The following is a 20,642-nucleotide window of genomic DNA, read 5'->3' as shown; positions in this document are numbered from 1 at the left end:
CGGGCGCGTGCCTAATGCTCGGGACGGAAAAAGAGTGGGAGGACCCTTGCGATGAAGCTGTTCGACGGTGGCCGCGCGCCCAATCCGCGCCGGGTGCGGATCTTCCTGGCCGAGAAGGGCCTGTCGGTGCCGACCGAGGCGGTGGACATGGCCAAGCTCGGCCATCGGTCCGAGGAGATCAGCCGTCGCAATCCGCTGCAGCGGCTTCCTGTTCTCGAACTCGACGACGGCACGATCCTCACCGAATCCGTCGCCATCTGCCGCTATTTCGAGGAACTGCATCCCGAGCCGGCGCTGTTCGGAACCGGCGCTCTCGGCCGCGCCCTGGTCGAGATGTGGAACCGCCGCATCGAGCTCGGCTTCTATGCCTGCGTCGCCGCTGCCTTCCGCCACACCCATCCGGCGATGGCCGAATGGGAAGTGCCGCAGATCGCCGAATGGGGCGCGGCGAACCGCCCCAAGGCGCTCGACTTCCTGGCCCTTCTCGACCAGCATCTGGCCGACAACCGCTTCGCCGCCGGCGCCGACTACAGCATCGCCGACATCACCGGCCTCGTCGCCATGGACTTCATGAAACCGGCGAAGATCGACCTGCCGGACAACCTCTCCAACGTCGCGCGCTGGTACGCCGAGATCTCGGCACGGCCCAGCGCGAAGGCCTGACGTCACCTTGACGTCGGCAGCGGCCGAGGACCCGGCGGCGCTCTACGACACGATCCGCGCCTGCCGGATCTGCCGCGACGCGCCAGTCGGGCCGCCGCTGCCGGTTGAGCCCAATCCGGTGCTGGCCCTCTCCGGCACGGCCCGGCTGCTGATCGCCGGCCAGGCGCCCGGCAACCTCGCCGACCGCTCGACGACGCCGTTCAACGATCCGTCGGGCGTCCGCCTGCGCGACTGGCTGGGACTGTCGCCGGAGGTCTTCTACGATCCGGCACGGGTGGCGATCCTGCCCATGGGTTTCTGCTTTCCCGGCACCGATCCGAAAGGCGGCGACCGCCCGCCGCGCGTCGAATGCCCCGCCACGTGGCACGACCGGGCAATGGCGGCCATGCCGCAGATCGAGCTGATCCTGGCGATCGGCCAGTATGCCCAGCGCTTCCACATCGCCTCCGGCGCCGGGCGGACCCTGACCGAGACGGTGGCGAACTGGCGGACGATCCTTGCCGGGGGCGGTCGCTTTGCTCCCGTCCTGCCGCTGCCGCATCCGTCCTGGCGCAACAGCGGCTGGCTGAAGCGTCATCCCTGGTTCGGCGAGGAATTGCTGCCGGAACTGCGCCGGCGTGTCGGTGAGCTTGTCTGAGCCGGCGATTGTTCGGCCACCCTACCGATTTGCCGCCGGCTCCTGTAATCCTCTGGCGCAAGGACAGGAGTGATACGTCGATGGACCGGCTGGACAAGAAGATACTGAGACTGCTGCAGGAAGACGCGACGCTGGCGGTGGCCGACGTCGCCAAGCGCGTCGGCCTGTCGACCACGCCGTGCTGGCGCCGCATCCAGAAGCTGGAGGAGGAGGGGGTCATCCGCCGCCGCGTGGCGATCCTCGACCCGGTCAAGGTGAATGCCCGCGTCACCGTCTTCGTCTCGATCCGCACCAATTCCCATTCCAACGAATGGCTGAAGCGCTTCTCCGAGGTGATCGGCGAGTTTCCCGAAGTGATGGAATTCTACCGCATGAGCGGCGACGTCGATTACCTGCTGCGCGTCGTCGTGCCCGACATCGCCGCCTATGACGCCTTCTATCAGCGCATGATCTCGAAGATCGAGATCCGCGACGTGTCCTCGTCCTTCGCCATGGAGCAGATCAAGTACACGACCCAGATGCCGCTGGACTACATGGTCCTCGACAAGGAACCGCGCGAGACCTGAGCCGGCGATCGGCGCGCCATATCAATAGCTTGGCGGCCAGACCGGAATCGATCTGACCGCCACTTCATGCAGCGTGTGAAGCGCGCTCAGCGCTCCAGGCGGGCGAGCAGGGCCGAGGTGTCCCAGCGCTTTCCGCCCATCGCCTCGACTTCGGCGTAGAACTGGTCGACCAGCGCGGTGACCGGCAGGGTCGCGCCGTTGCGCTTGGCCTCGGCGAGGCAGATGCCGAGATCCTTGCGCATCCATTCGATGGCGAAGCCGTGCTCGTACTCGCCGGCATTCATCGTCTTGTGGCGGTTCTCCATCTGCCAGGAGCCGGCGGCGCCCTTGGAGATGACGCTGACGACGTTCTCGATGTCGAGGCCGGACTTCTTGCCGAAGGCGATCGCCTCGGACAGGCCCTGGACGAGACCGGCGATGCAGATCTGGTTCATCATCTTGGTGAGCTGCCCGGCGCCGGCCGGGCCCATCAGGCCGACCATCTTGGCATAGGCATCGATGACCGGCTTGGCCGCATCGAAATCGCCCTGTTCGCCGCCGCACATCACGGTGAGGGCGCCGTTCTCGGCGCCGGCCTGGCCGCCCGAGACGGGTGCGTCGATGAACTTGAAGCCCTTGGCGCTGGCCGCTTCCGCCAACTCGCGGGCGAGCTCCGCCGAGGCGGTGGTGTTGTCGATCAGCATGGCGCCGGGCTTCATGCCGGCAAAGGCGCCGTCGTCCCCGTAGATCACCGAGCGCACGTCGTCGTCATTGCCGACGCAGCAGAACACGAAATCGGCGTCCTTGGCGGCTTCGCGCGGCGTCGCGGCATGGGCGCCGCCATGTTCGTCGGCCCATTTCTGCGCTTTGGCGGCGGACCGGTTGAACACGGTCACCTCGTGGCCGCCCTTCGTCTTGAGATGTCCGGCCATCGGATATCCCATGACGCCGAGACCGATGAATGCAACTTTCGCCATGTTCTCACTTCCCCAATATGTCGTTCTGCGATGCGAGTGACCTTGCGCGGTCGCCTCGCGTTTCAAACCGGTGGCCGCCCGGCTCCCAAGCTAACGCTTCAGATGCCGGGTCAGCCGCCGCTCGATGAAGTTGGTTGCGTGTCTCAGCCCCTCGACGATGGCGAGATACAGCACCGCCGCCCAGACATAGGTCTGGAAGTCGAAGGTGCGCGAATAGGCCTGCCGCGTCTCGCCGAAGAGATCGTAGACGGTGATGATCGCCACGATCGCCGAGGCCTTGATCATCAGGATGATCTCGTTGGCATAGGGCCTGAGCGCCACGATCATCGCCTGGGGCAGGATCACCTTGAAGAAGATCACCGCCCGCGGCATGCCCAGCGACCGGGCGCCCTCCCACTGGCCGGTCGGCACGCTCTGGATGGCGCCGCGCAGGATCTCGGCCTGATAGGCCGCCGTGTTGAGGGTCAGCGAGAACAGCGCGCAGTACCAGGCTTCGCGGAAGAACCACCACAGGCCGACCGTCTCGAAGGCGCCGCGGAACTGGCCGAAGCCGTAATAGACGAGGAAGATCTGGGCGATCAGCGGCGTGCCGCGGAAGAAATAGACAAAGACGAAGGCGAGGGTGCGCGCCACCGGGTTGGCCGACATGCGGCCGAGCGCCACCGGCAGGGACACGACGGCGCCGCAGACGAAGGAGCCGCCGACCAGCGTGATGGTGATCCACAGGCCCGACAGGTAGGACGGGCCGAACCGCGTGAACAAGGTCGGGTCGAAGCCGCGGATGATGTAGATCGCCAGCCCGATGGAGATGGCGATCCAGATGCCGATCGCGATCAGCCCGCCGATCTTCGGCTTCGGCTTGACCACCGGCGGCGCGGCCATGGCGGCATCGCTCATTTCGCCACGTCCCCGCGCTTCGTCCAGCGGTCGATGCCGCCGATGGCGATCGAGGACAGCATGGTGAGCACCAGGTAGAGCACGATCGCCACGCCGAAGAAGTAGAACGGCTCGCGCGTCACGCGCGCCGCGATGCCGGTCTGGCGCATGATGTCGGCGAGCCCGATGACCGAGACCAGCGCCGTGTCCTTCAGGAGGTTCATCCACAGATTGGCGAGGCCCGGCAGGGCGATGCGGATGATCTGCGGCAGGATGACGAGAATCATGATCCGCGCCGGACCGAGGCCGAGCGCCGCCGCGCCCTCGCGCTGACCGGGGGGAATCGCCCGGAAGGCCGACAGGAAGACCTCGCTGGCAAAGGCCGAGAAGACGAAGCCCAGCGCGATCATGCCGGACACGAAGCTCGACAGGGCGATGTCCGGCAGGCCGGTCGACTGGGTGAGGGAGCGCAGGAGGCCGTTGGCGCCGAAATACACCACGAACAGCGTCAACAGCTCCGGCAGGCCCCGGAAGATCGTGGTGTAGATGTTAGCCGACAGGTTCAGATAGCGGTCGTCGGACTGTTTCGCCAGCGACAGGAGGAAGCCGAAGACGAGGCCGATCGGCAGCGTCGCGAGGGCGAGCGAAACGGTGACGAGGACGCCCCAGGCGATGTCGTCTCCCCATCCCGTGGGGCCAAAGCCGATGAGCGTCCAGTAATGATCCATCAAAATCCATGGTTAGCCGCCACCGGCGGGATCATCAAGCCGGGCAGACACACCGTTTCATTGCATTGGCCGGACGCGGCGATATTTCCACGCTCCCAACCTCAAGGAGCCCGCGCCATGCCCGTTTCCCGCCGCCATTTCGTTGCCGGGGCGCTGAGCGCCCCCGTCCTGTTGCGCCTCGGCGCGCTGCCGGCCGCCGCCAAGGCGCCCGCGCCGACGAGCCAGGTGCTGCCGGTCCAGCAGATTCGCGTCGGCGAGGCGATCGTCACAGCTGTCTCCGACGGCTATCTCGACCTCGACATCACGCTTCTGTCCAACATCGAGGCGTCCGAGGCCGAACGCCTGCTCGACGAGGCCTTCAAGGGCGCCCCGCCGGTGACCACCGGCGTCAACGCCTATGTCGTGCATCTGCCCGAGCAGACGGTGCTGATCGACACCGGCGGCGCCGGCGCCTTCCCGCAGATGGGCAAGCTGCAGGATCGCCTGACGGCGGCCGGCATCCCGCCCGAGGACATCGACGCGGTACTTCTGACGCATCTGCATCCCGACCATGTCGGCGGCCTGGTGCTCGACGGTAAGCTCGCCTTCCCGAACGCCATCGTCCATGTCCACAAGGCCGAGTACGATTTCTGGACCAGCATCGAGAACCGCGACGCGGCGCCGGATTCGGTCAAGGGCTTCTTCGACGCGGCCCGCACCGCCATGGAAGTCGCCGGCGACCAGGTGAAGACCTTCGCGGCGGCCGGCGACGTCGTGCCGGGGATCGCCGCGCGCGAGCTGTTCGGCCATACGCCCGGCCATTGCGGCTACATGATCGGCGAGGGCGCCGATGGCCTCCTGGTCTGGGGCGACATCGTCCACGCCGGTGCCATCCAGTTCGCCCGGCCGGATGTCGGCATCGCCTTTGACGGCGATCCGCAGGCGGCGATCGCCACGCGCGAGGCGCTGCTGGCGGATGTCGCGGCCAATCGCACGCGCATTGCCGGCATGCACATCGCGTTTCCCAGCATCGGCCATGTGGTCAAGGGTTCGGGCGACGCGGCCTATGCCTTCCGGCCGTCCGAATGGCAGTACGATCTCGGCTGACCGCCGCGATCGATCGCGCATGAAAAAGCCGCGGCGGGTCGCCCCGCCGCGGCTTCGCATCTCTCGGGTCCGGGCTTACTCGCCGTAGACGTCGAACTCGAAATACTTCTTCTGCACCTCGTCATAGGTGCCGTCCTCGCGGATCGCGGCGATCGCGTCGTTGAACATGCCGGCCAGCTTGTCGCTGCCCTGGCGCAGGCCGATGCCGATGCCCTTGCCGTAGATCGCCGGGTCGGCCTTCAGCGTGTCGAGCAGCTTGCAGCAGGCGCCGGCGTCGCTCTTCAGCCATTCGTCCAGCACCACGACGTCGTCGACCACCGCGTCGACGCGGCCGCTCTCGATGTCGAGCTTGTACTCCTCGGCAGTCGGGTACTGGCGCACGTCGGCGTCGGGGAAGTAGCTTTCCGCGGCGCGGGCATGGGTGGTCGAGGTCTGCGCGCCGATCGCCTTGCCGGCCAGTGCCTCGGCGGTGGCTTCCGTGATGTCGGAATCCTTCGGCACGGCGATGGCCGGCGGGGTCTGGTAGTATTTATCGGTGAAGGCGATCTGCTCCTCACGCTCCGGCGTGATCGACATCGAGGCGACGAGCGCGTCGAAATTGCCGTTCTGCAGCGCCGGGATGATGCCGTCCCAATCCTGGGTGACGAAGCTGCACTCGACCTTCATCTCGGCGCACAGCGCCTTGGCGATGTCGACGTCGAAGCCCTGCAGTTCGCCGGAGGCGTCGAGGAAGTTGAACGGCGGATATGCGCCTTCGGTGCCGATGACGACCTTCGACCAGTCCTTGTCGGCGTCGCTCTCCTGCGCCTGGGCGTGGCCCAGGGCGAGGGCGGCGACGGTGGTGGCAAAGGCGAGAGTTCGGGTGAGACGCATGAAAACCTCTTTTGGGTGGACGGCATGCCTGGACCGGTGCGGCCTGTCAGGAAGGCATGCCTGTTATGGCGCCAATGCTGGCAATTTTTGCCGGGTGAGGCAACCGCCAAGCGTTCTCGGATGAAACCATCATTGGCGTCAGCCGGCGGCGTTCACGCGCTTGGCCGACAGCGCCACGCCGAGGCCGGCAATGGCGATGCCGGTCATCAGCAGGAGCAGGCCGACGGCGCCCCCGCTGCCGGTGGCCAGAAGCGCCGCGAGGATCGAGCTGAGGGCCCCGACGCCGATCTGGCAGGCGCCGAGCATGCCCGCGGCGGCTCCGGCGGCCTGCGGCATGACGCTGACGCCGCCGGCCGTTGCGGTCGGCAGCACGAGCCCGTTGCCGAAACCGACGAAGAGCATCGGCGCGAACAGCGTCAGCGGCGAAAGCAGCCCGCCGGCGATCAGCGCCAGCGACAGGCTGGTCGCGGCCAGCGAGATCACCGCACCGGTGACCATCATGGTCTTGATACGGAAGCGTTCCGACAGCCGCGCGGTGGCGAAATTGCCGAGCATGTAGCCGATGGCGCAGAGCGCGAACCAGACGCTGTAGCCGGCCGGCGTCATGCCCAGCACCGTCATGGCGATGAAGGGCGCGCCGCCGAGGAAGCCGAAGAACACCGCCGAGGTCAGCGACGAGGTGCCGACATAGATCCAGAAGGCCGACGAGCCGGCGAGTTCGCCATAGGCCCGCAGCTGCGGCAGGATCGGCCGCCCGGTCTCGCTGTTGGTCTCCGACAGGTCGAAGGCCAGAAGCACGATCGTGACGATGCCGATGCCGGTCAGCAGCCAAAAGACGCTGCGCCAGCCGAAGGCGGTGTCGAGGACGCCGCCGATCAGCGGCCCGATCATCGGCGCGACGGCAAGCCCCATGGTGACGTAGCCGATCATCGCGGCCGCCCGCTCGCGGCTGTAGACGTCGCGCACGATCGCCCGCGACAGCGCGATGCCGGTGGCGCTCGCCGCCTGCACGACGCGGCCGACGAGGAACAGCGCCACGTCGTCGGCCATCAGGCAGAGCAGCGTGCCTACGAGGAACAGCACCATGCCGCCGAGAATGATCGGCCGGCGTCCGTAGCGGTCGGAGAGCGGTCCGGCGACGAGCTGGATCAGCGCCGTCGCCACCAGATAGAGCGACAGGCCAAGGCCGACCGTCGCGCCGTCGGCCGACAGATCGGCGGCGATCGAGGCCATCGACGGAATGAAGATGTTGATCGCAAGCGGCGACAGCGCCGAGGCGATCATCAGCGTGACCAGCATCGGGCGGCGCGCGGCGGTGCCCGTGACCGGTGCGGCGGCGGGAGGCGTTCCGGCCGTCGGCAGGACCGTCGGCTCGGCGTCGTGACCGGGTGTATCCCTCAGCATCAGTGCACCTGTGTCTTGACCGGCGCGGCGACGCCCCGGACCCGTTCCCGATATAGGGTGTAAAGTCCGCTCGCCACCACGATGGCCGCGCCCAGCAGCGTCAGCGGCGAGGGCAGGTCGCCGAAGACGACCAGCCCGAGGATCAGCGCGAAGACGAGGACCGCATAGCGGAAGGGCGCGACGAAGCCCATATCGCCGATCCGCATCGCCTGGACGATGAAGATGTAGCCGACCGCGATGGACGCCGCCGCGCAGCTCAGATGGACCAGCGTCAAGGCCGGCATCGGCCGCCAGCCGCCCGCCAGCGGGATCAGCAGCCAGCCGAGCAGCGAAACCGCGATCGCAGTGATCATGGCGATGAACAGCGACGGCACCTTGGGGTCCATGCGCCGGGTCGTCAGGTCGCGAACGGCGGACGCGGCGACCGACGCCAGCACCGCGAGCGAATAGATGGTGAAGCCGTCGGTGCCCGGCCGCACGATGACGAGGACCCCGACGAAGCCGACGGCGATCGCCGCCCAGCGCCGCCAGCCGACGGGCTCGTCGAGAAACAGCGCCGCGCCCAGCGTGACGGTCAGCGGCAGCGCCTGGAAGATCGCCGAGGCGTTGGCGATGGGCATGTGGGACAGGGCGGTGATGTAGGACAGGGTCGCGGTGATGTCGGCGATGGTGCGCACCAAGAGCCGCGGCTTCATCGCCATGGCGAGGGGGCGCAGCGCGCCCATCCGCCAGGCCAGGAGGAACAGCAGCAGCGAGGCGACGACGCCGCGCACGGCCATGATCTGGGGCGGCGAGATGTGGTCGGCCGCCAGCTTTACGAAGGTGTCGTTGACGACGAAACCCGCCATGGAGACGAGCATGAAAAGCGCGGCGCGGGCATTGTCGCTGAGCAAGGGGAGAGGCCGGATCGGTTGCTGGAGAAGTGTCAGGCAGCCTTAGCGCTTTGCCGACGACGGCGCGATACGAAAAGCGTCATCGCCGCCGGCGAAAAGCCGTCACGTCGTTGTGATTGCAACTTTAACGATTTCTGCAAAACCGTGGAAAGCCCTGCAGGCGTAAGGCTCCGGCTCTTTGTATCCAGGAGCGTAACCTATGGGATTGATCGACCTCGTCTCACCCGGCAGTCGGCAGACGCCGCCGCCCAGCAGCCAGCCCCAGCCCAGCGAGCAGACCCCGCCGCCGGCTGAAGCGAACAGCGGTTCGGGCGCCTCGGCACCGCCGGCCAACGGCACCTCGTCGAACGAGACCCAGTCGGCGTCGGCGAATGCCGGGACCGCCGGTGCGACGTCCTCGTCATCCGGTGCAGGCGCATCGTCCAGCAATGCTGCGGCTTCGGGCACGGCGAACCGCGACAGCGCGCCGGTGACCGGTGCGGCCGCGACCCGGGCGCTGGCCGTCGCGCCGCGGACCGCCGCCGCGATCGACCAGTTGCGCGAAGCCGCGATGGCCAATCTCGAGGCCATGCGCACGCAGAGCATGATCGACGATCTGGGGACGTCCACGACCCAGAAGACGCTGCTGACCGAAGACGAGCCGGTCGGCGAGGCCGCGCAGCAGGCGCCGCAGGCCGTGGTCGAGACCGTCAAGGAAGCCTATCGCGAAAGCGAACGGGCCTGATCGGGAGGCGCCCGGCGACGGGCGCCTCCCTTCTTGGCTCAGTCGCGTGCGGGACCGTCCAGCGTCATGGTGATCGGGCCGACCAGCTTGTCATAGGTCGCGCGCTCCGATTCCGGGTAGCGGATCGAGACCGAATGCACGAGATCGCCGCGGAAGATGTAGCGCTCGTAGAAGATCCGGCCGTCGCGATAGCCCGAGACGACGGCCCAGCGCTTGCCGGACCGGTCATAGGTAACCTCGTCCGTATCGGCGCGCTGCCCCACCACCGCCTGCGGCGTCTCGCCGGGTTCGCGCGGCCGGGCATAGATGAAGATCTCCGCGCCCGCCGGCGAACTCCAGCCGAGACCGTCGCCATTGGTGGGCGCCGGCAGCTGGTTCGGAAAGGCTTCGGCGGGAAAGCTCGCCGTCGTGCCGAAGCGTTCGTTGCGATAGGTGACGTCGTCGGCGTTGGCCGGCGCGGCACAGGTCAGCGCCGCCGCCAGGGCCAGCGCGGCGACGGACAATCCTTCAAGGCGCATCATTATCCTCCGGTCATGCTCATGTGCCGCGATACCGAGGGCTTGCTCGTGTCGCGGTCGATGATGAAGTCATGTCCCTTCGGCTTGCGGCCGATCGCCTCGTCGATGGCGTTCGACAGCAATTCGTCGCCCTCCGAGGCGCGCAGCGGCGCCCGGAGATCCGCGGCGTCTTCCTGACCGAGGCACATGAAGAGGGTGCCGGTGCAGGTGACGCGGACGCGGTTGCAGCTTTCGCAGAAATTGTGGGTCATCGGCGTGATGAAGCCGAGCCGCCCACCGGTCTCTGCCACTTCCACGTAACGCGCCGGACCGCCGGTCTTGTAGGGGATGTCGTTCAGCGTCCAGCGCTGCGACAGATCGCGGCGGACCTGGCTGAGCGGCAGATACTGGTCGGTGCGGTCCTCGTCGATCTCGCCCAGCGGCATCGTCTCGATCAGCGTGAAGTCGATGCCCTGGCCATGGGCCCACTCGATCATGCCGGGGATCTCGTCCTCGTTGAAGCCCTTCAGGGCGACCGCATTGAGCTTGATCTTGATGCCGGCGGCCTGCGCGGCGCGAATGCCGCCCATCACCCGGTCGAGTTCGCCCCAGCGGGTGATCTGCTTGAACTTGTCGGGATCGAGCGTGTCCAGCGAGACGTTGAGGCGCTTGACGCCGCAATCGGCCAGTTCGTCGGCGAAGCGGGCGAGCTGCGAGCCGTTGGTGGTCAGGGTCAGCTCTTCGAGCGCGCCCGATTCCAGATGCCGCGACAGCGAGCGCACCAGATGCATGATGTTCTTGCGCACCAGCGGCTCACCGCCGGTCAGGCGCAGCTTGCGAACGCCCTTGGCGATGAAGGCGCTGGACAGCCGGTCGAGCTCTTCCAGCGTCAGCAGGTCGCGCTTGGGCAGGAACGTCATGTCCTCGGCCATGCAGTAGACGCAGCGAAAATCGCAGCGGTCCGTGACCGACACGCGCAGATAGGTTACTGCCCGGCCGAACGGGTCGATCATCTCCGGAAACGCGTTGGTTCGCGACCGGCCTTCGGAGACCGCGGTCTTGATGTCGGGGACGAGACTCATGAGATTGCGGCCTCGCAGGCGAGGGTGATGTGGATGTCCATGCCCGCGAATGTGGAAGCGCGGTGCGTGCGGGTCAAGCGCGACGCATCGAACAAACCATTGCCAGACAAATTGAAACACGCCCGGGAGGCGAAACTGCCATGACCGACACCGTCGCGCCGCCACAGGAAATCCGCGTCACGCCCGACCGGCGCACGCTGGTGCTCGTCCAGGCCGGCGGCGCCCGTCAGGATCTGTCGGCCGAAATGCTGCGGGTAATGTCGCCGTCTGCGGAGGTTCAGGGCCATTCGCCGGATCAGCGCAAGACCGTCGGTGGCAAGATCGACGTGGCCATCTCCTCGGTCGCGCCGGTCGGCAATTATGCCGTGCGCATCGGCTTCGACGACGGTCACGATACCGGCATCTTCAGCTGGAGCTACCTTGCGGAGCTGTTCCGCGAGAAGGACACGCGCTGGCAGGCCTATCTGGCCGAGCTCGACGCCAAGGGTCTGCGCCGCGAACGCTGAGGCGGGCGGGCACCGGCCTCAGGCGCGGACCCGATCCGGCGCAGCGGCGGCGGCGGCGGCGGGGGCGGTGTCGCGCACGACGACGCGGTTCCGCCCGCGGGCCTTGGCCTCGTAGAGCCGGTTGTCGGCCTCCTGATAGAGATAGCTGTAGCCGACCGGCCGGTCGAAGATGACGCCGCCGATACTGACCGACACCGGCACCGGCTTGCCCTCCGGCGACGCCAGTTCCATCGTCGCCACGGCCTCGCGCATCCGTTCGGCGATCTGTATCGAAGCGAGACGGTCCACATCGGCGAGCAGCACGCCGAATTCCTCGCCGCCCAGGCGGCCGATGATGTCGCCCTCGCGGACCGAATCCTGCAGCCGCAGCGCGATCGCCTTGAGCGCCCGGTCGCCGGTGGCGTGGCCGTAGCGGTCGTTGATCGACTTGAAGAAATCCGCATCGATCAGGAACAGTGCGCCGGCCAGGCCATCCGTGGCCATGGATTCCAGCCGCGCCTCGACCCGCTCGGTGAAGGCCCGCCGGTTGAGAAGCGTCGTCAGCCCGTCATGGGCGGCGACGATCTCGAGGCGGCGATTCAGGACGCGCAACTCGCGCAGCTTCAGCGATAGGAAGACGAAGAGCGGCCCGCCGAGGATGGTCGGCACGACCACCGCGCAGATCATCGCCAGGCGAAAGGCTTCCGGATCGGCGTTGCGAAACAGTGCCGCGTTGTAGATGAGCGCGACCGCCATGCAGGACAGCACACCGCAAAGCGTGATGCCCGCCAGCTTGCACAAGCCGCGTGTCGTCAGAGGTTGCTGGGTGAGTGTCCGCGTCATGCCGAAACAGTTTCCTGTGTTCCGTCAGTATTGCGAACAATCTTTTCCGCAAGATTAATGCCGATGCACGGCCCGTGTCTTGACCTGTGGCGTTCTAACGCTGGAAAGGCGGCAGGCGATCGAATGCATCCTTGAGGGCATCGGACCAGCCGCCCGAGATCTCCTGGTAATACGGGTCCGACAATTCGAAGCGTCGCTTGTAGCCGGCCACCATCGTGTCGGTCTCGTAGAACTGCATGTCGATCGGTGCGCCGACCGACAGGTTCGAGCGGATGGTCGAATCGAAGGAGACCAGCAGCAGCTTGGCGCAGTCTTCCAGGCTCATCTGCGGATCGTAGGTGCGGATGATGATCGGCCGGCCGTATTTGTGTTCGCCGATCTGGAAGAAGGGATTGTCGGGCCCGGCCTCGATGAAATTGCCTTCCGGGTAGATCAGGAAGAGGCGCGGACGCCCGCCCTTGATCTGGCCGCCGAGAATGAAGGTGCCCGAGAACAGCGCATCGGCCGACTGGCCGGCCGGCGTCGTGTAGGAGATGACCTCCTTGATCGTCTCGCCGACCAGCTTGGCGGTCTGGAACATCGACGGCTGGGTCAGGATCGCCGGCTGGCGCTCCGAGGGCGCGAGCAGGCGCTCTTCCAGAAGCGACACGGTCGACTGGGTAGTGGCCAGGTTGCCGGCGCTGAGCAGGCACAGGAAGCGCTCGCCCGGCACCTCCCACGTCTTCATCTTCGAGACGACGGAAATGTTGTCGATGCCCGCATTGGTACGGGTATCCGACATGAAAACGAGGCCACGATCGACGAGGAGCCCCACGCAATAGGTCATTTTGGCTGACATCCCCCTGGGGCGCGCAGGACGAATCAGCTATCCGCGCGCGGCTGCATCTTTGTGCAGGCCGCGCGCCTTCCGCAATGGTTATTGGTCGTGAGGGTGACGGTTCGCAGGCGAGCGAAGCCGTCTTGCCACTATCAGGCGTAGAAGCGGTAGCTCTCGGCGATCTCCCTGGCCACCCGGTTGTTCTCGATGATGAAGTTCTCGAGGAACTCGTGCATGCCGCCGTCGATGATCTCCTTCACCGACGCGTCCGACAGCTTGCGTGTGATATCGCTGGCGGTGCGCGAGCAGGGGTGCTGGGTCTCGTAGTTCCGGTTCAGATATTTCAGGCTTTCCTCGATGCAGAGATAGCAATAGGCCAGCGAGCGCGGCAACCTGCGGTTCAGCATCAGGAAGTCGATGATGTTCGTCGCCCGGTACTCGCCGTCATATTCCCAGGCATAGGCGCGGTGCGCCGAGACCGAGCGCAGGATCGACGCCCACTGGAAATTGTCGAGCGACGAGCCGACGGAGGAGTGTTCCGGCAGGAGCACCCAGTATTTCACGTCGAGGATGCGGGCGGTGTTGTCGGCCCGCTCGATGAAGGCGCCGAGAGAGCAGAAGTCGAAAATCTCGTTGCGCAGCATCGTGCCGTGGAAGACGCCCCGGATCAGCGCCGTCTGGCGTTTCACCAGTTCCAGAATGGCCGTCAGTTCGAGCGGGTTCAGCGGCTTGTCGAGCCGGCTTTTGATGATCAGCCAGCTCTCGTTGATCGTCTCCCACAGGTCGCGGGTGAGGGCGGTCCGCACCATCCGCCCGTTCATCCGCGCCGTGTCGATCGACGAGCGCACGCTCGACGGATTGTCCCGGTCGCGCAGCAGGAAGTCGATGATCGAGGCGGTGTCGTATTCGGTGTATTTGGCCAGATAGGCCGCCTCGACGCCGGCCGAGACCAGCACCGACTGCCATTCGTCGGGTTCGTCCGAGGAGAGGTTGGTCATCGACAGCCGCTGTCCGGCGTCGACGAGGCGGGCCATGTTCTCGGCCCGCTCGATATAGCGGGACATCCAGAACAGGCCGTTGGCGGTGCGTCCGAGTAGTGCCATGTGCTTCGCTTCAGTCCCTCAGTACCCAGGTGTCCTTGGTGCCGCCGCCCTGGCTGGAATTGACCACGAGCGAGCCCTCCTTGAGAGCCACGCGCGTCAGTCCGCCGGGTATGATCCGGACCTTGTCGGAGACGAGGACGAAGGGGCGAAGATCGACATGCCGCGGGGCGAGGCCATGCTCCGCCAGGATCGGCACGGTCGACAGCGCCAGCGTCGGCTGGGCGATGTAGTTGCGCGGCCTGGCCCGCAGCTTCGCCGCGAAGGCCTCGCGTTCGGCCGTCGAGGCTGCCGGTCCGACCAGCATGCCGTAGCCGCCCGAGCCGTGCACTTCCTTGACGACGAGGTCCTTCAGATTGTCGAGGACGTAGGCGAGGCTGTCTTCCTCGGCGCAGCGCCAGGTCGGCACGTTCTGCAGGAGGGCCGGCTTGCCGGTATAGAACTCGACGATTTCCGGCATGTAGGAATAGATCGCCTTGTCGTCGGCGATGCCCGTGCCGGGGGCATTGGCGATGGTGATGCCGCCGTTCTTGTAGACCTCCATGATGCCGGGAATGCCGAGCATGGAATCGGGCCTGAACGCCTCGGGATCGAGATACTCGTCGTCGACCCGGCGATAGAGGACATCGATCGGCCGGTAGCCCTCGGTGGTCCGCATCTGGATGCGACCGTCGATCACCTTGGCGTCGGCGCCCTCGATCAGCTCGACACCCATCTGGTCGGCCAGGAAGGCATGTTCGTAGAAGGCGGAATTGTGGATGCCCGGCGTCAGCACGGCAATGGTCGGCGGGCCGTCGCAGGCGGGCGGCGCGACCGCGGCGAGCGAGCGGCGCAGGTGATGCGGGTAGGTTTCGACCGGCCGCACGCGGTTCTGCGCGAACAGCTCGGGAAACATCTGCATCATCGTTTCGCGGTTCTCGATCATGTACGAGACACCGGACGGCGTGCGGGCGTTGTCTTCGAGAACGTAGAATTCGTTCTCGCCGCACCGCACGATGTCGGTGCCGATGATGTGGGTGTAGACCCCGCCGGGCGGCCGGAAGCCTTCCATCTGGGGCAGATAGGCCTCGTTGCCGACGATCAGGCGTTCGGGCACCTTGCCCGCCTTCACGATCTCCTGGTCGTGGTAGATGTCGTAGAGAAACGCGTTGAGGGCCTGCACCCGCTGCTCGATGCCCTCGGCGAGAAGATCCCATTCGGCCTTGGCCATGATCCGCGGCACGAGATCGAAGGGGATCAGCCGCTCGGCCGCCTCGGCCTCGCCATAGACGTTGAAGGTGATGCCCGTGCGCCGAAAGAAATCCTCGGCCTCGTTGGTCTTGGCGGCCAGTTCCTCGATGTTCTGCTGCCGGAACCACTCGTTGAAGCGCGCATAGGGTTCCCGGACATTGTCGTCATCGAGAAGCATTTCGTCGAACGCCGTCACCTGCACCCTCCAGACCTGTCTTCTGAATAAGAGAAAGCGACAGGCCGGAAAATCAAGGGTCTCGCAGGCTGTGGCGGTCGATTGACGTGCGTTTGTGCAATCTGCCTCCGCCGCTGCCGCCCGATCGGGCAGGCGGCGCCTATCGCGCGAGGGTGGAACCGCCGGCCCACGGCAGCGCGGCGGGGCGCGCGCCGAAATCGGCAAGAATCGCCAGCGCCGTGTCGAGGTCAGCACGCGTGGGGGCGGCGGTCAGCGAGGCGCGCACGCGCGAATGGAAGGTGCGTCCTGAGGCGAAGGTTTCGGCCGGCACCACGGCAACGCCGCATTGGCGCAGCTGCGTCGCGGCCTCCTCGGCATCGCCGTCGACACCGAGCCAGACATGGGGTGCGGCCACCGCGTCGGACGGGCCCAGATGCTGCCCCATCTGCCGCCAGCGCTCGCGGACCGCGTTGGCCTGCCAGGCGGTGCGCGCGGCCGCCGTGCCATCCTCGATCCAGGCCGATCCGGCCCGGAGGGACAGCGGCGTCATCATCCAGGAGGTGAGGTGCAGGTTGCGCTTGAGGGCGGCCAGCATCGGATGGTCGCCGGCGACGAACCCGAAGCGCAGTCCCGGCATGACCGTCATGGACAGGCTGGAGACGACGATGCCACGCGAACCCAGATCTTCTGCCAGCGGCGGCCGGCCGGCTAGGGCCCCGTAGGCGTCGTCCTCGATGATCGTCAGGTCGCGGCGTTCGGCAATCTCGGCGATTGCCCGGCGCCGGTCGTCGCCCATGACCGCGCCGGTCGGGTTGTGAAGGTTGGGCATCAGCACGGCCAGCCTGGCCGTGGAACTGCGCGCAGCCGCGTCGAACCCCTCCGGGGTGACGCCTTCACCGTCCAGTTCCACCGGGATCAGCCGCAGCCGCAACTGCCGCGCCAGCGCTTTCAGGCCCGGGAATGTCAGGGATTCCACGAGGATCGCGTCGCCCTCGCGGGTGGCATGCACCAGCAGCGCCTGCAGCGCCGCATGGGCCCCGGCGCACGACACCACCGTCGCCGGTCGTCGCGTCATGCCGCGCCAGGCCATCCAGTCGCCGACCGCTACCGCGGCACGATGGACGAGGGCGCAGCCGGGATAGCCGCTCATCTGCGCCCGCTCGGTGGAACTCAGGCCGTCGATCAGCGACGCCATTGCCGTGTCGTCCGGCACGGGGACCGGCACGTTGGTGGACAGGTCCACCAGCCGCTCGGCCGACACGTCGGGTGCGAAGAGCAGCGAATCGGAGCTGGATGCCAAGACGTAGGTGCCGCGACCGATCTCGCCGCCGATCAGGCGCCGCTGCGCCGCCTCGCGATAGGCGCGGCTGATCGTGGACAGCTTGACGCCGAGCCCGTTCGCCAGCTCGCGCTGGGGCGGCAGACGGTCGCCGGGGCGCAGCACGCCGGCTTCGATGTCCTGCGCGATCCGCTCGACGATACTGGCGACGTCGTCCAGACCGTGTTCGTATTGCGCGTTCCACATGACGTTGCGAGCCTGTGCGGTGGGCAATTCAGACAGCCCGAAATCACCTTGTTATATCACATGACGAGGTTGCCTAATCCTAAGCTAGGCTTGCGGACGTGCAATAGTCCGAAAGTCGAGTGAGCACTGCAACATAGCCGCCCGGCTAAAGGCTTCCGGCTTGACCGGACGCGGCGCATTCGGCCCGCACGGCCGGAATCACCATCTGTCATCGTCAGCATCCGGCGGGCAGCTGCCGGAGGCGCGGCGCGAACGGCAGGGGCCTGCGCCGCAGTAAAGCGCGGCCGGCAGGCTCGCCCGGTCATGGCCGGCATGCTACCAGCCCCCGCAACAGTTCACTATCGAGCTTCAACCGGATTCAGAGGGGACGATCCATGCGCTTTGCCAGCTATCCCAGTCTCGAAAACGCCAGCGTCATCGTCACCGGCGGGGCCTCGGGCATCGGGGAGATCATGGTCCGGGCCTTCGCCGAACAGGGCGCCCACGTCGGTTTCGTCGATCTCGACCGCGATGCCGGCACGGCGCTGGCCGGCGAGCTGACGGGCGCCGGGCGGCAGGTCCGCTTCGAGGCCTGCGACCTGCGCGACATAGACGATCTGAAACGCGCCTTCGCGGCCCTTGCCGAGGCCAACGGGCCGGCCACGGTGCTGGTCAACAATGCCGCCCGCGACGATCGCCACGGCTGGGAAGACGTGACGCCGGACTATTTCGACGAGCGGATCGCCATCAATCTCCGCCACATGTTCTTCGCCATCCAGGCGGCCGCGCCGGGGATGATCGCGGCCGGCAAGGGCTCGATCATCAACATGGGGTCGAACTCCTGGTGGGAGGCAGCCGGCAACATGCCCGCCTACACCACCGCCAAGTCGGCCGTGCACGGCATGACCCGCTCGTTCGCGCGCGATCTCGGCCCGCACCGGATCCGCGTCAACACCGTGGTGCCGGGCTGGGTCATGACCGAGCGCCAGAAGCAGCTCTGGGCCAACCCGGAGGCGCTTGACAAGCACAAGGCGCGCCAGTGCCTGCCGGACCTGATCGAGCCGGTCTATGTGGCGCGGATGGTGCTGTTCCTGGCCTCCGACGACGCCGCCATGTGCAGCGCCAACAACTACATGGTCGAAGCCGGATCGATCTAATCGGCGTGCCGGTGTCCTCAGCCCCGGCCGCCAGTCCCGCTGCCGGCAAGGCTTCGGGACATGGCGGGGCCGATCGGCCGGGGGACAAACCGGTGGGCCTGATGCCGGCGGGCTCGCTTTCGCGCCGCCGGCAAGGCAGAAGTGATCGTATGCATCACTTATCGCGCAGCCTTCGATGACCCGGCCGAGCGGCGTTCTGGCCGGCATCCTGCTGACGATCCTGTCCGGGCTGCTGCTCGCCACGATGGATACGTTCGGCAAGTATCTCACCGGCGAGCTGCCGGTCCTCGAGATCGTCTGGGCCCGGTATTTCTTCCACACGATCCTGATGACGGCGTGGCTCGCCCGGACGCGTGGCACCAGCTTCCTGCACAGCAAGCGCCCGGGCCTGCAGCTCGCGCGCGGTGCGGCGCTCTTGTGCGCGACGACGCTGATGTATGTGTCCTTCGCCCACGTGCCGCTGGCCGACGCGACGGCGGTGCAGTTCTTCGCACCGGTCCTCGTCACGGTTCTGTCGGTGATTTTTCTCGGCGAGCGCATCGGCGTGCCGCGCATCGCGGCCGTCTTCGCCGGCTTCGTCGGCGTGCTCCTGATCGTGCGGCCGGGCTTTGCCGACACCAGCCCGTATCTCCTGCTGCCGCTTCTGTCGGCGGTGATCCTGTCGGGCTATTTCCTGATGACCCGCGCCCTGTCGGGCCCGGAGGAAAACGCCGCCACTTTGTTCAACACGACGGCGGTCGGCGCGGTGCTCCTGACCATCGCCGTGCCCTTTGTCTGGGAAACGCCGACCTGGCCGGTTTTCGCCATGATGGTGACGATCGGCACGCTGGGGGCGCTCGGCCATTTCTGCATCGTGCAGGGCTTTGCCTACGCCTCGGCCTCGGCGCTCTCGCCGTTCCTCTACGCGCAGGTCTTCTTCGCCAGCATCTACAGCGTGACGCTGCTCGGCGATCCGCTCAGCTGGAACTTCCTGGCCGGCGCGGCGATCCTGATCGCCAGCGGACTGACGATCTGGTGGCGCGAGAACCGCACCCGCCGCTGACCGGCGAGACCCGGCTCAGTTCTCCCAGACGATGCTTTTGCTGATGCGCGGCCGGAAGGTGTATTCCTTGGCCATGGTGGTGCCCGAGAAGAACCCGCCATAATCCATGACCGGCTTGTACGGGTAGCTGACGCTGACCACGACGAGATAGGTCTCGGCGCCGAAGACCAGCTCGGAGGGAACGTCGTAGCGGGCACCCTTGTCGAGCGCCGGGCCGGTATTGGCCTGCGACCAGTCGACCGTGCCCTTGCCCTCGTCGTCGACGCTGACCGTGGTGACGACGATCTTCAACCCGTCGGTGGAGAAGGGGACCATGATCGCCGAGGAGATGTTGTAGATGTTCTCGAGGCCCGTCTCGGTCATCGTGCGGTTGCGGGCGACGAGATTGCCGACCGTCTCCGCCGTCGATTCCACCTTGCGGCTTGCCTCCAGCGCCTTCGATGCTTCGAAGCCGCCGAGATAGATCAGCAGCAGGCCGGGCAGGATGATGGCGAATTCCAGAGCAGCCACGCCGCCGCGATCGCCACAAAAGGCGGCAAGGGCGTTGCGTGCGCGGCGGAGCGGGCCGAAGAATTTGGCGGTCATCGATCCCTCAGGCGCAGTTGGAATTGCTGTTCAGACGATCCCCGAAAGGCTCGTTCATGAAGGCGGCGATGGAGAACATGACGCTGTTGCCGTCGGTTTCGGCCGCCAGCTTGTGCAGGAAGGACGCGGTCCACGGCCATTCGTAATAGGCGCGCAGCACGGTGATCGAATTGGCCGCGCCGGGGTCGAAACAGAACTGGCTGTCGTCCACCTGCTTCAGCTTCATCGGCACGTCGGTGGGGATATCGGCGAAGGCCGGGATGGTGCGCAGGTCGAGTTTCACCTTGTCGCAGCTCAGGAGGAAATCGACCTTGTCGCAGATCTTCTCGCGGAACACCGACGGCTTGATGTCGGACTGCTGGATCTGGCCGGTGAAGACCTGCCGGGCGACGTCGTCGACGGCGGTGTCGAGCAGGATGCCGGCGGCCGAGATGACGAAGGTCTCGACGATGGCGAAGATCAGCATGAAGAGCGGGGCGGCGACCATGGCGAATTCCACCGCGGTCGCGCCGGACGTGTCGCGACCGAAGGTCTTGCGCTGTCTCTTCTTCGGACTGGCGGGTCGAAACGGCACGGTGATCTTGTGTCCCCGGATTGGTTCGCAAGCCGGCATCATCGCCCGCGGGGGTTACTTTTCCCTCAGGAAAGTCGCGCCAAGTGCGCCTATTCGCCCGCACGGTTAGCCAAAGGTGACCGCATGCCGAGCTGCAGGGCCTTGC

General features: G+C 66.6%; 23 protein-coding genes. 8 read left to right on the top strand and 15 right to left on the bottom strand.

The annotated features are described in order from the left end of the window. The first annotated feature begins 51 nt into the window (after positions 1–51). The 3 genes from J3367_RS18945 to J3367_RS18935 all read left to right on the top strand — a co-directional run bounded on the left by J3367_RS18945 (position 52) and on the right by J3367_RS18935 (position 1,866). A complete protein-coding gene (locus J3367_RS18945; RefSeq protein WP_230785010.1) occupies positions 52–663 on the top strand; it encodes a glutathione S-transferase family protein in 612 nt (203 codons plus the stop codon). 7 nt (positions 664–670) lie between these two features. After that, positions 671–1,300 carry a uracil-DNA glycosylase family protein gene (locus tag J3367_RS18940; RefSeq protein ID WP_421462130.1) on the top strand — a complete coding sequence of 210 codons (630 nt, stop codon included), beginning with the start codon at positions 671–673 and terminating at the stop codon, positions 1,298–1,300. Positions 1,301–1,380: 80 nt separating this feature from the next. Next, on the top strand, positions 1,381–1,866 hold the full coding sequence (locus J3367_RS18935; protein ID WP_009210047.1) for an Lrp/AsnC family transcriptional regulator: 486 nt from the start codon (positions 1,381–1,383) through the stop codon (positions 1,864–1,866). A gap of 86 nt (positions 1,867–1,952) precedes the next feature. Here J3367_RS18935 and J3367_RS18930 read toward each other — a convergent pair whose 3' ends face one another. From J3367_RS18930 to J3367_RS18920, 3 genes are read right to left on the bottom strand one after another with little or no spacing between them, the layout of a single operon-like run. Beyond that, complete coding sequence (locus J3367_RS18930) at positions 1,953–2,888, bottom strand: NAD(P)-dependent oxidoreductase (protein WP_338083207.1); 936 nt, start codon at positions 2,886–2,888, stop codon at positions 1,953–1,955. Between the two features lie 24 nt (positions 2,889–2,912). Next, a complete protein-coding gene (locus J3367_RS18925) occupies positions 2,913–3,719 on the bottom strand; it encodes an ABC transporter permease (RefSeq protein WP_421462128.1) in 807 nt (268 codons plus the stop codon). Next, positions 3,716–4,426: an ABC transporter permease gene (locus J3367_RS18920; protein WP_024351334.1), complete on the bottom strand. Its 711-nt coding sequence runs from the start codon at positions 4,424–4,426 to the stop codon at positions 3,716–3,718. The genes J3367_RS18925 and J3367_RS18920 overlap by 4 nt, the downstream gene beginning before the upstream one ends. Before the next feature lie 117 nt (positions 4,427–4,543). Between J3367_RS18920 and J3367_RS18915 the strand changes: the two genes are divergently transcribed. Next, positions 4,544–5,512: an MBL fold metallo-hydrolase gene (locus J3367_RS18915; protein ID WP_421462126.1), complete on the top strand. Its 969-nt coding sequence runs from the start codon at positions 4,544–4,546 to the stop codon at positions 5,510–5,512. 75 nt (positions 5,513–5,587) lie between these two features. Here the strand turns inward: J3367_RS18915 and J3367_RS18910 are convergent, their stop codons facing one another. From J3367_RS18910 to J3367_RS18900, 3 genes are all read right to left on the bottom strand, one after another. Continuing rightward, positions 5,588–6,385 carry an ABC transporter substrate-binding protein gene (locus J3367_RS18910; protein ID WP_024351332.1) on the bottom strand — a complete coding sequence of 266 codons (798 nt, stop codon included), beginning with the start codon at positions 6,383–6,385 and terminating at the stop codon, positions 5,588–5,590. 138 nt (positions 6,386–6,523) lie between these two features. Continuing rightward, the gene (locus J3367_RS18905; protein WP_421462124.1) at positions 6,524–7,789 is read right to left on the bottom strand and encodes a multidrug effflux MFS transporter; all 1,266 of its coding nucleotides are present in this window, start codon (positions 7,787–7,789) and stop codon (positions 6,524–6,526) included. Beyond that, the gene (locus J3367_RS18900) at positions 7,789–8,682 is read right to left on the bottom strand and encodes a DMT family transporter (RefSeq protein ID WP_421462122.1); all 894 of its coding nucleotides are present in this window, start codon (positions 8,680–8,682) and stop codon (positions 7,789–7,791) included. Before J3367_RS18900 ends, J3367_RS18905 begins: the two co-directional genes overlap by 1 nt. Positions 8,683–8,881: 199 nt before the next feature. Between J3367_RS18900 and J3367_RS18895 the strand changes: the two genes are divergently transcribed. Then, positions 8,882–9,406, top strand: a complete 525-nt coding sequence (locus J3367_RS18895; protein WP_421462120.1) for a hypothetical protein — start codon at positions 8,882–8,884, stop codon at positions 9,404–9,406. A gap of 38 nt (positions 9,407–9,444) precedes the next feature. Here the strand turns inward: J3367_RS18895 and J3367_RS18890 are convergent, their stop codons facing one another. Next, positions 9,445–9,924: a hypothetical protein gene (locus tag J3367_RS18890; RefSeq protein ID WP_277024512.1), complete on the bottom strand. Its 480-nt coding sequence runs from the start codon at positions 9,922–9,924 to the stop codon at positions 9,445–9,447. 2 nt (positions 9,925–9,926) lie between these two features. Further along, positions 9,927–10,916 (bottom strand): GTP 3',8-cyclase MoaA, encoded by a 990-nt coding sequence (gene moaA / locus J3367_RS18885; RefSeq protein ID WP_024351327.1) that lies wholly within the window; start codon positions 10,914–10,916, stop codon positions 9,927–9,929. A 209-nt stretch (positions 10,917–11,125) separates the two neighbouring features. On the opposite strand from moaA, the gene J3367_RS18880 reads away from it, so the two are divergent. Continuing rightward, a complete protein-coding gene (locus tag J3367_RS18880) occupies positions 11,126–11,491 on the top strand; it encodes a gamma-butyrobetaine hydroxylase-like domain-containing protein (protein ID WP_024351326.1) in 366 nt (121 codons plus the stop codon). Positions 11,492–11,509: 18 nt separating this feature from the next. Here J3367_RS18880 and J3367_RS18875 read toward each other — a convergent pair whose 3' ends face one another. From J3367_RS18875 to J3367_RS18855, 5 genes are all read right to left on the bottom strand, one after another. Continuing rightward, positions 11,510–12,313 (bottom strand): GGDEF domain-containing protein, encoded by an 804-nt coding sequence (locus J3367_RS18875; protein ID WP_421462118.1) that lies wholly within the window; start codon positions 12,311–12,313, stop codon positions 11,510–11,512. A gap of 94 nt (positions 12,314–12,407) precedes the next feature. Beyond that, a complete protein-coding gene (locus J3367_RS18870; protein WP_024351325.1) occupies positions 12,408–13,139 on the bottom strand; it encodes a proteasome-type protease in 732 nt (243 codons plus the stop codon). A gap of 143 nt (positions 13,140–13,282) precedes the next feature. Beyond that, on the bottom strand, positions 13,283–14,233 hold the full coding sequence (locus J3367_RS18865) for an alpha-E domain-containing protein (protein WP_024351324.1): 951 nt from the start codon (positions 14,231–14,233) through the stop codon (positions 13,283–13,285). 10 nt (positions 14,234–14,243) lie between these two features. Beyond that, positions 14,244–15,638 carry a circularly permuted type 2 ATP-grasp protein gene (locus J3367_RS18860; RefSeq protein WP_024351323.1) on the bottom strand — a complete coding sequence of 465 codons (1,395 nt, stop codon included), beginning with the start codon at positions 15,636–15,638 and terminating at the stop codon, positions 14,244–14,246. A 157-nt stretch (positions 15,639–15,795) separates the two neighbouring features. Next, complete coding sequence (locus tag J3367_RS18855; RefSeq protein ID WP_421462115.1) at positions 15,796–17,187, bottom strand: PLP-dependent aminotransferase family protein; 1,392 nt, start codon at positions 17,185–17,187, stop codon at positions 15,796–15,798. Between the two features lie 347 nt (positions 17,188–17,534). Here J3367_RS18855 and J3367_RS18850 point away from each other — a divergent pair, with 347 nt between their 5' ends. Then, the gene (locus tag J3367_RS18850; RefSeq protein ID WP_421462113.1) at positions 17,535–18,296 is read left to right on the top strand and encodes an SDR family NAD(P)-dependent oxidoreductase; all 762 of its coding nucleotides are present in this window, start codon (positions 17,535–17,537) and stop codon (positions 18,294–18,296) included. Positions 18,297–18,471: 175 nt separating this feature from the next. Next, entirely contained in the window at positions 18,472–19,338 is an 867-nt protein-coding gene (locus J3367_RS18845; protein ID WP_024351320.1) for a DMT family transporter, read from the top strand. 15 nt (positions 19,339–19,353) lie between these two features. On the opposite strand, the gene J3367_RS18840 is transcribed toward J3367_RS18845, so the two are convergent. Both J3367_RS18840 and J3367_RS18835 read right to left on the bottom strand, forming a co-directional pair. Further along, a complete protein-coding gene (locus J3367_RS18840; RefSeq protein WP_024351319.1) occupies positions 19,354–19,923 on the bottom strand; it encodes a TadE/TadG family type IV pilus assembly protein in 570 nt (189 codons plus the stop codon). A 7-nt stretch (positions 19,924–19,930) separates the two neighbouring features. Next, complete coding sequence (locus tag J3367_RS18835) at positions 19,931–20,497, bottom strand: TadE/TadG family type IV pilus assembly protein (protein WP_421462110.1); 567 nt, start codon at positions 20,495–20,497, stop codon at positions 19,931–19,933. Positions 20,498–20,642: the final 145 nt, after the last annotated feature.

The organism is Aurantimonas sp. NFXS3 (assembly GCF_049132005.1).
Lineage (GTDB): Bacteria > Pseudomonadota > Alphaproteobacteria > Rhizobiales > Rhizobiaceae > Aurantimonas > Aurantimonas coralicida.
Note: the sequence above shows the minus strand (reverse complement) of the source record. Positions and strands in the feature narration are given on the sequence as shown.

Bases quoted from the DNA above. Each gene is read 5' to 3' on its own strand.
- J3367_RS18945 (WP_230785010.1), top strand. From the start codon at position 52: ATGAAGCTGTTCGACGGTGGCCGCGCGCCCAATCCGCGCCGGGTGCGG.
- J3367_RS18935 (WP_009210047.1), top strand. From the start codon at position 1,381: ATGGACCGGCTGGACAAGAAGATACTGAGACTGCTGCAGGAAGACGCG.
- J3367_RS18925 (WP_421462128.1), bottom strand. From the start codon at position 3,719: ATGAGCGATGCCGCCATGGCCGCGCCGCCGGTGGTCAAGCCGAAGCCG.
- J3367_RS18920 (WP_024351334.1), bottom strand. From the start codon at position 4,426: ATGGATCATTACTGGACGCTCATCGGCTTTGGCCCCACGGGATGGGGA.
- J3367_RS18915 (WP_421462126.1), top strand. From the start codon at position 4,544: ATGCCCGTTTCCCGCCGCCATTTCGTTGCCGGGGCGCTGAGCGCCCCC.
- J3367_RS18910 (WP_024351332.1), bottom strand. From the start codon at position 6,385: ATGCGTCTCACCCGAACTCTCGCCTTTGCCACCACCGTCGCCGCCCTC.
- J3367_RS18905 (WP_421462124.1), bottom strand. From the start codon at position 7,789: ATGCTGAGGGATACACCCGGTCACGACGCCGAGCCGACGGTCCTGCCG.
- J3367_RS18895 (WP_421462120.1), top strand. From the start codon at position 8,882: ATGGGATTGATCGACCTCGTCTCACCCGGCAGTCGGCAGACGCCGCCG.
- J3367_RS18890 (WP_277024512.1), bottom strand. From the start codon at position 9,924: ATGCGCCTTGAAGGATTGTCCGTCGCCGCGCTGGCCCTGGCGGCGGCG.
- moaA (WP_024351327.1), bottom strand. From the start codon at position 10,916: ATGATCGACCCGTTCGGCCGGGCAGTAACCTATCTGCGCGTGTCGGTC.
- J3367_RS18880 (WP_024351326.1), top strand. From the start codon at position 11,126: ATGACCGACACCGTCGCGCCGCCACAGGAAATCCGCGTCACGCCCGAC.
- J3367_RS18875 (WP_421462118.1), bottom strand. From the start codon at position 12,313: ATGACGCGGACACTCACCCAGCAACCTCTGACGACACGCGGCTTGTGC.
- J3367_RS18870 (WP_024351325.1), bottom strand. From the start codon at position 13,139: ATGACCTATTGCGTGGGGCTCCTCGTCGATCGTGGCCTCGTTTTCATG.
- J3367_RS18865 (WP_024351324.1), bottom strand. From the start codon at position 14,233: ATGGCACTACTCGGACGCACCGCCAACGGCCTGTTCTGGATGTCCCGC.
- J3367_RS18860 (WP_024351323.1), bottom strand. From the start codon at position 15,638: ATGCTTCTCGATGACGACAATGTCCGGGAACCCTATGCGCGCTTCAAC.
- J3367_RS18850 (WP_421462113.1), top strand. From the start codon at position 17,535: ATGCGCTTTGCCAGCTATCCCAGTCTCGAAAACGCCAGCGTCATCGTC.
- J3367_RS18845 (WP_024351320.1), top strand. From the start codon at position 18,472: ATGACCCGGCCGAGCGGCGTTCTGGCCGGCATCCTGCTGACGATCCTG.
- J3367_RS18840 (WP_024351319.1), bottom strand. From the start codon at position 19,923: ATGACCGCCAAATTCTTCGGCCCGCTCCGCCGCGCACGCAACGCCCTT.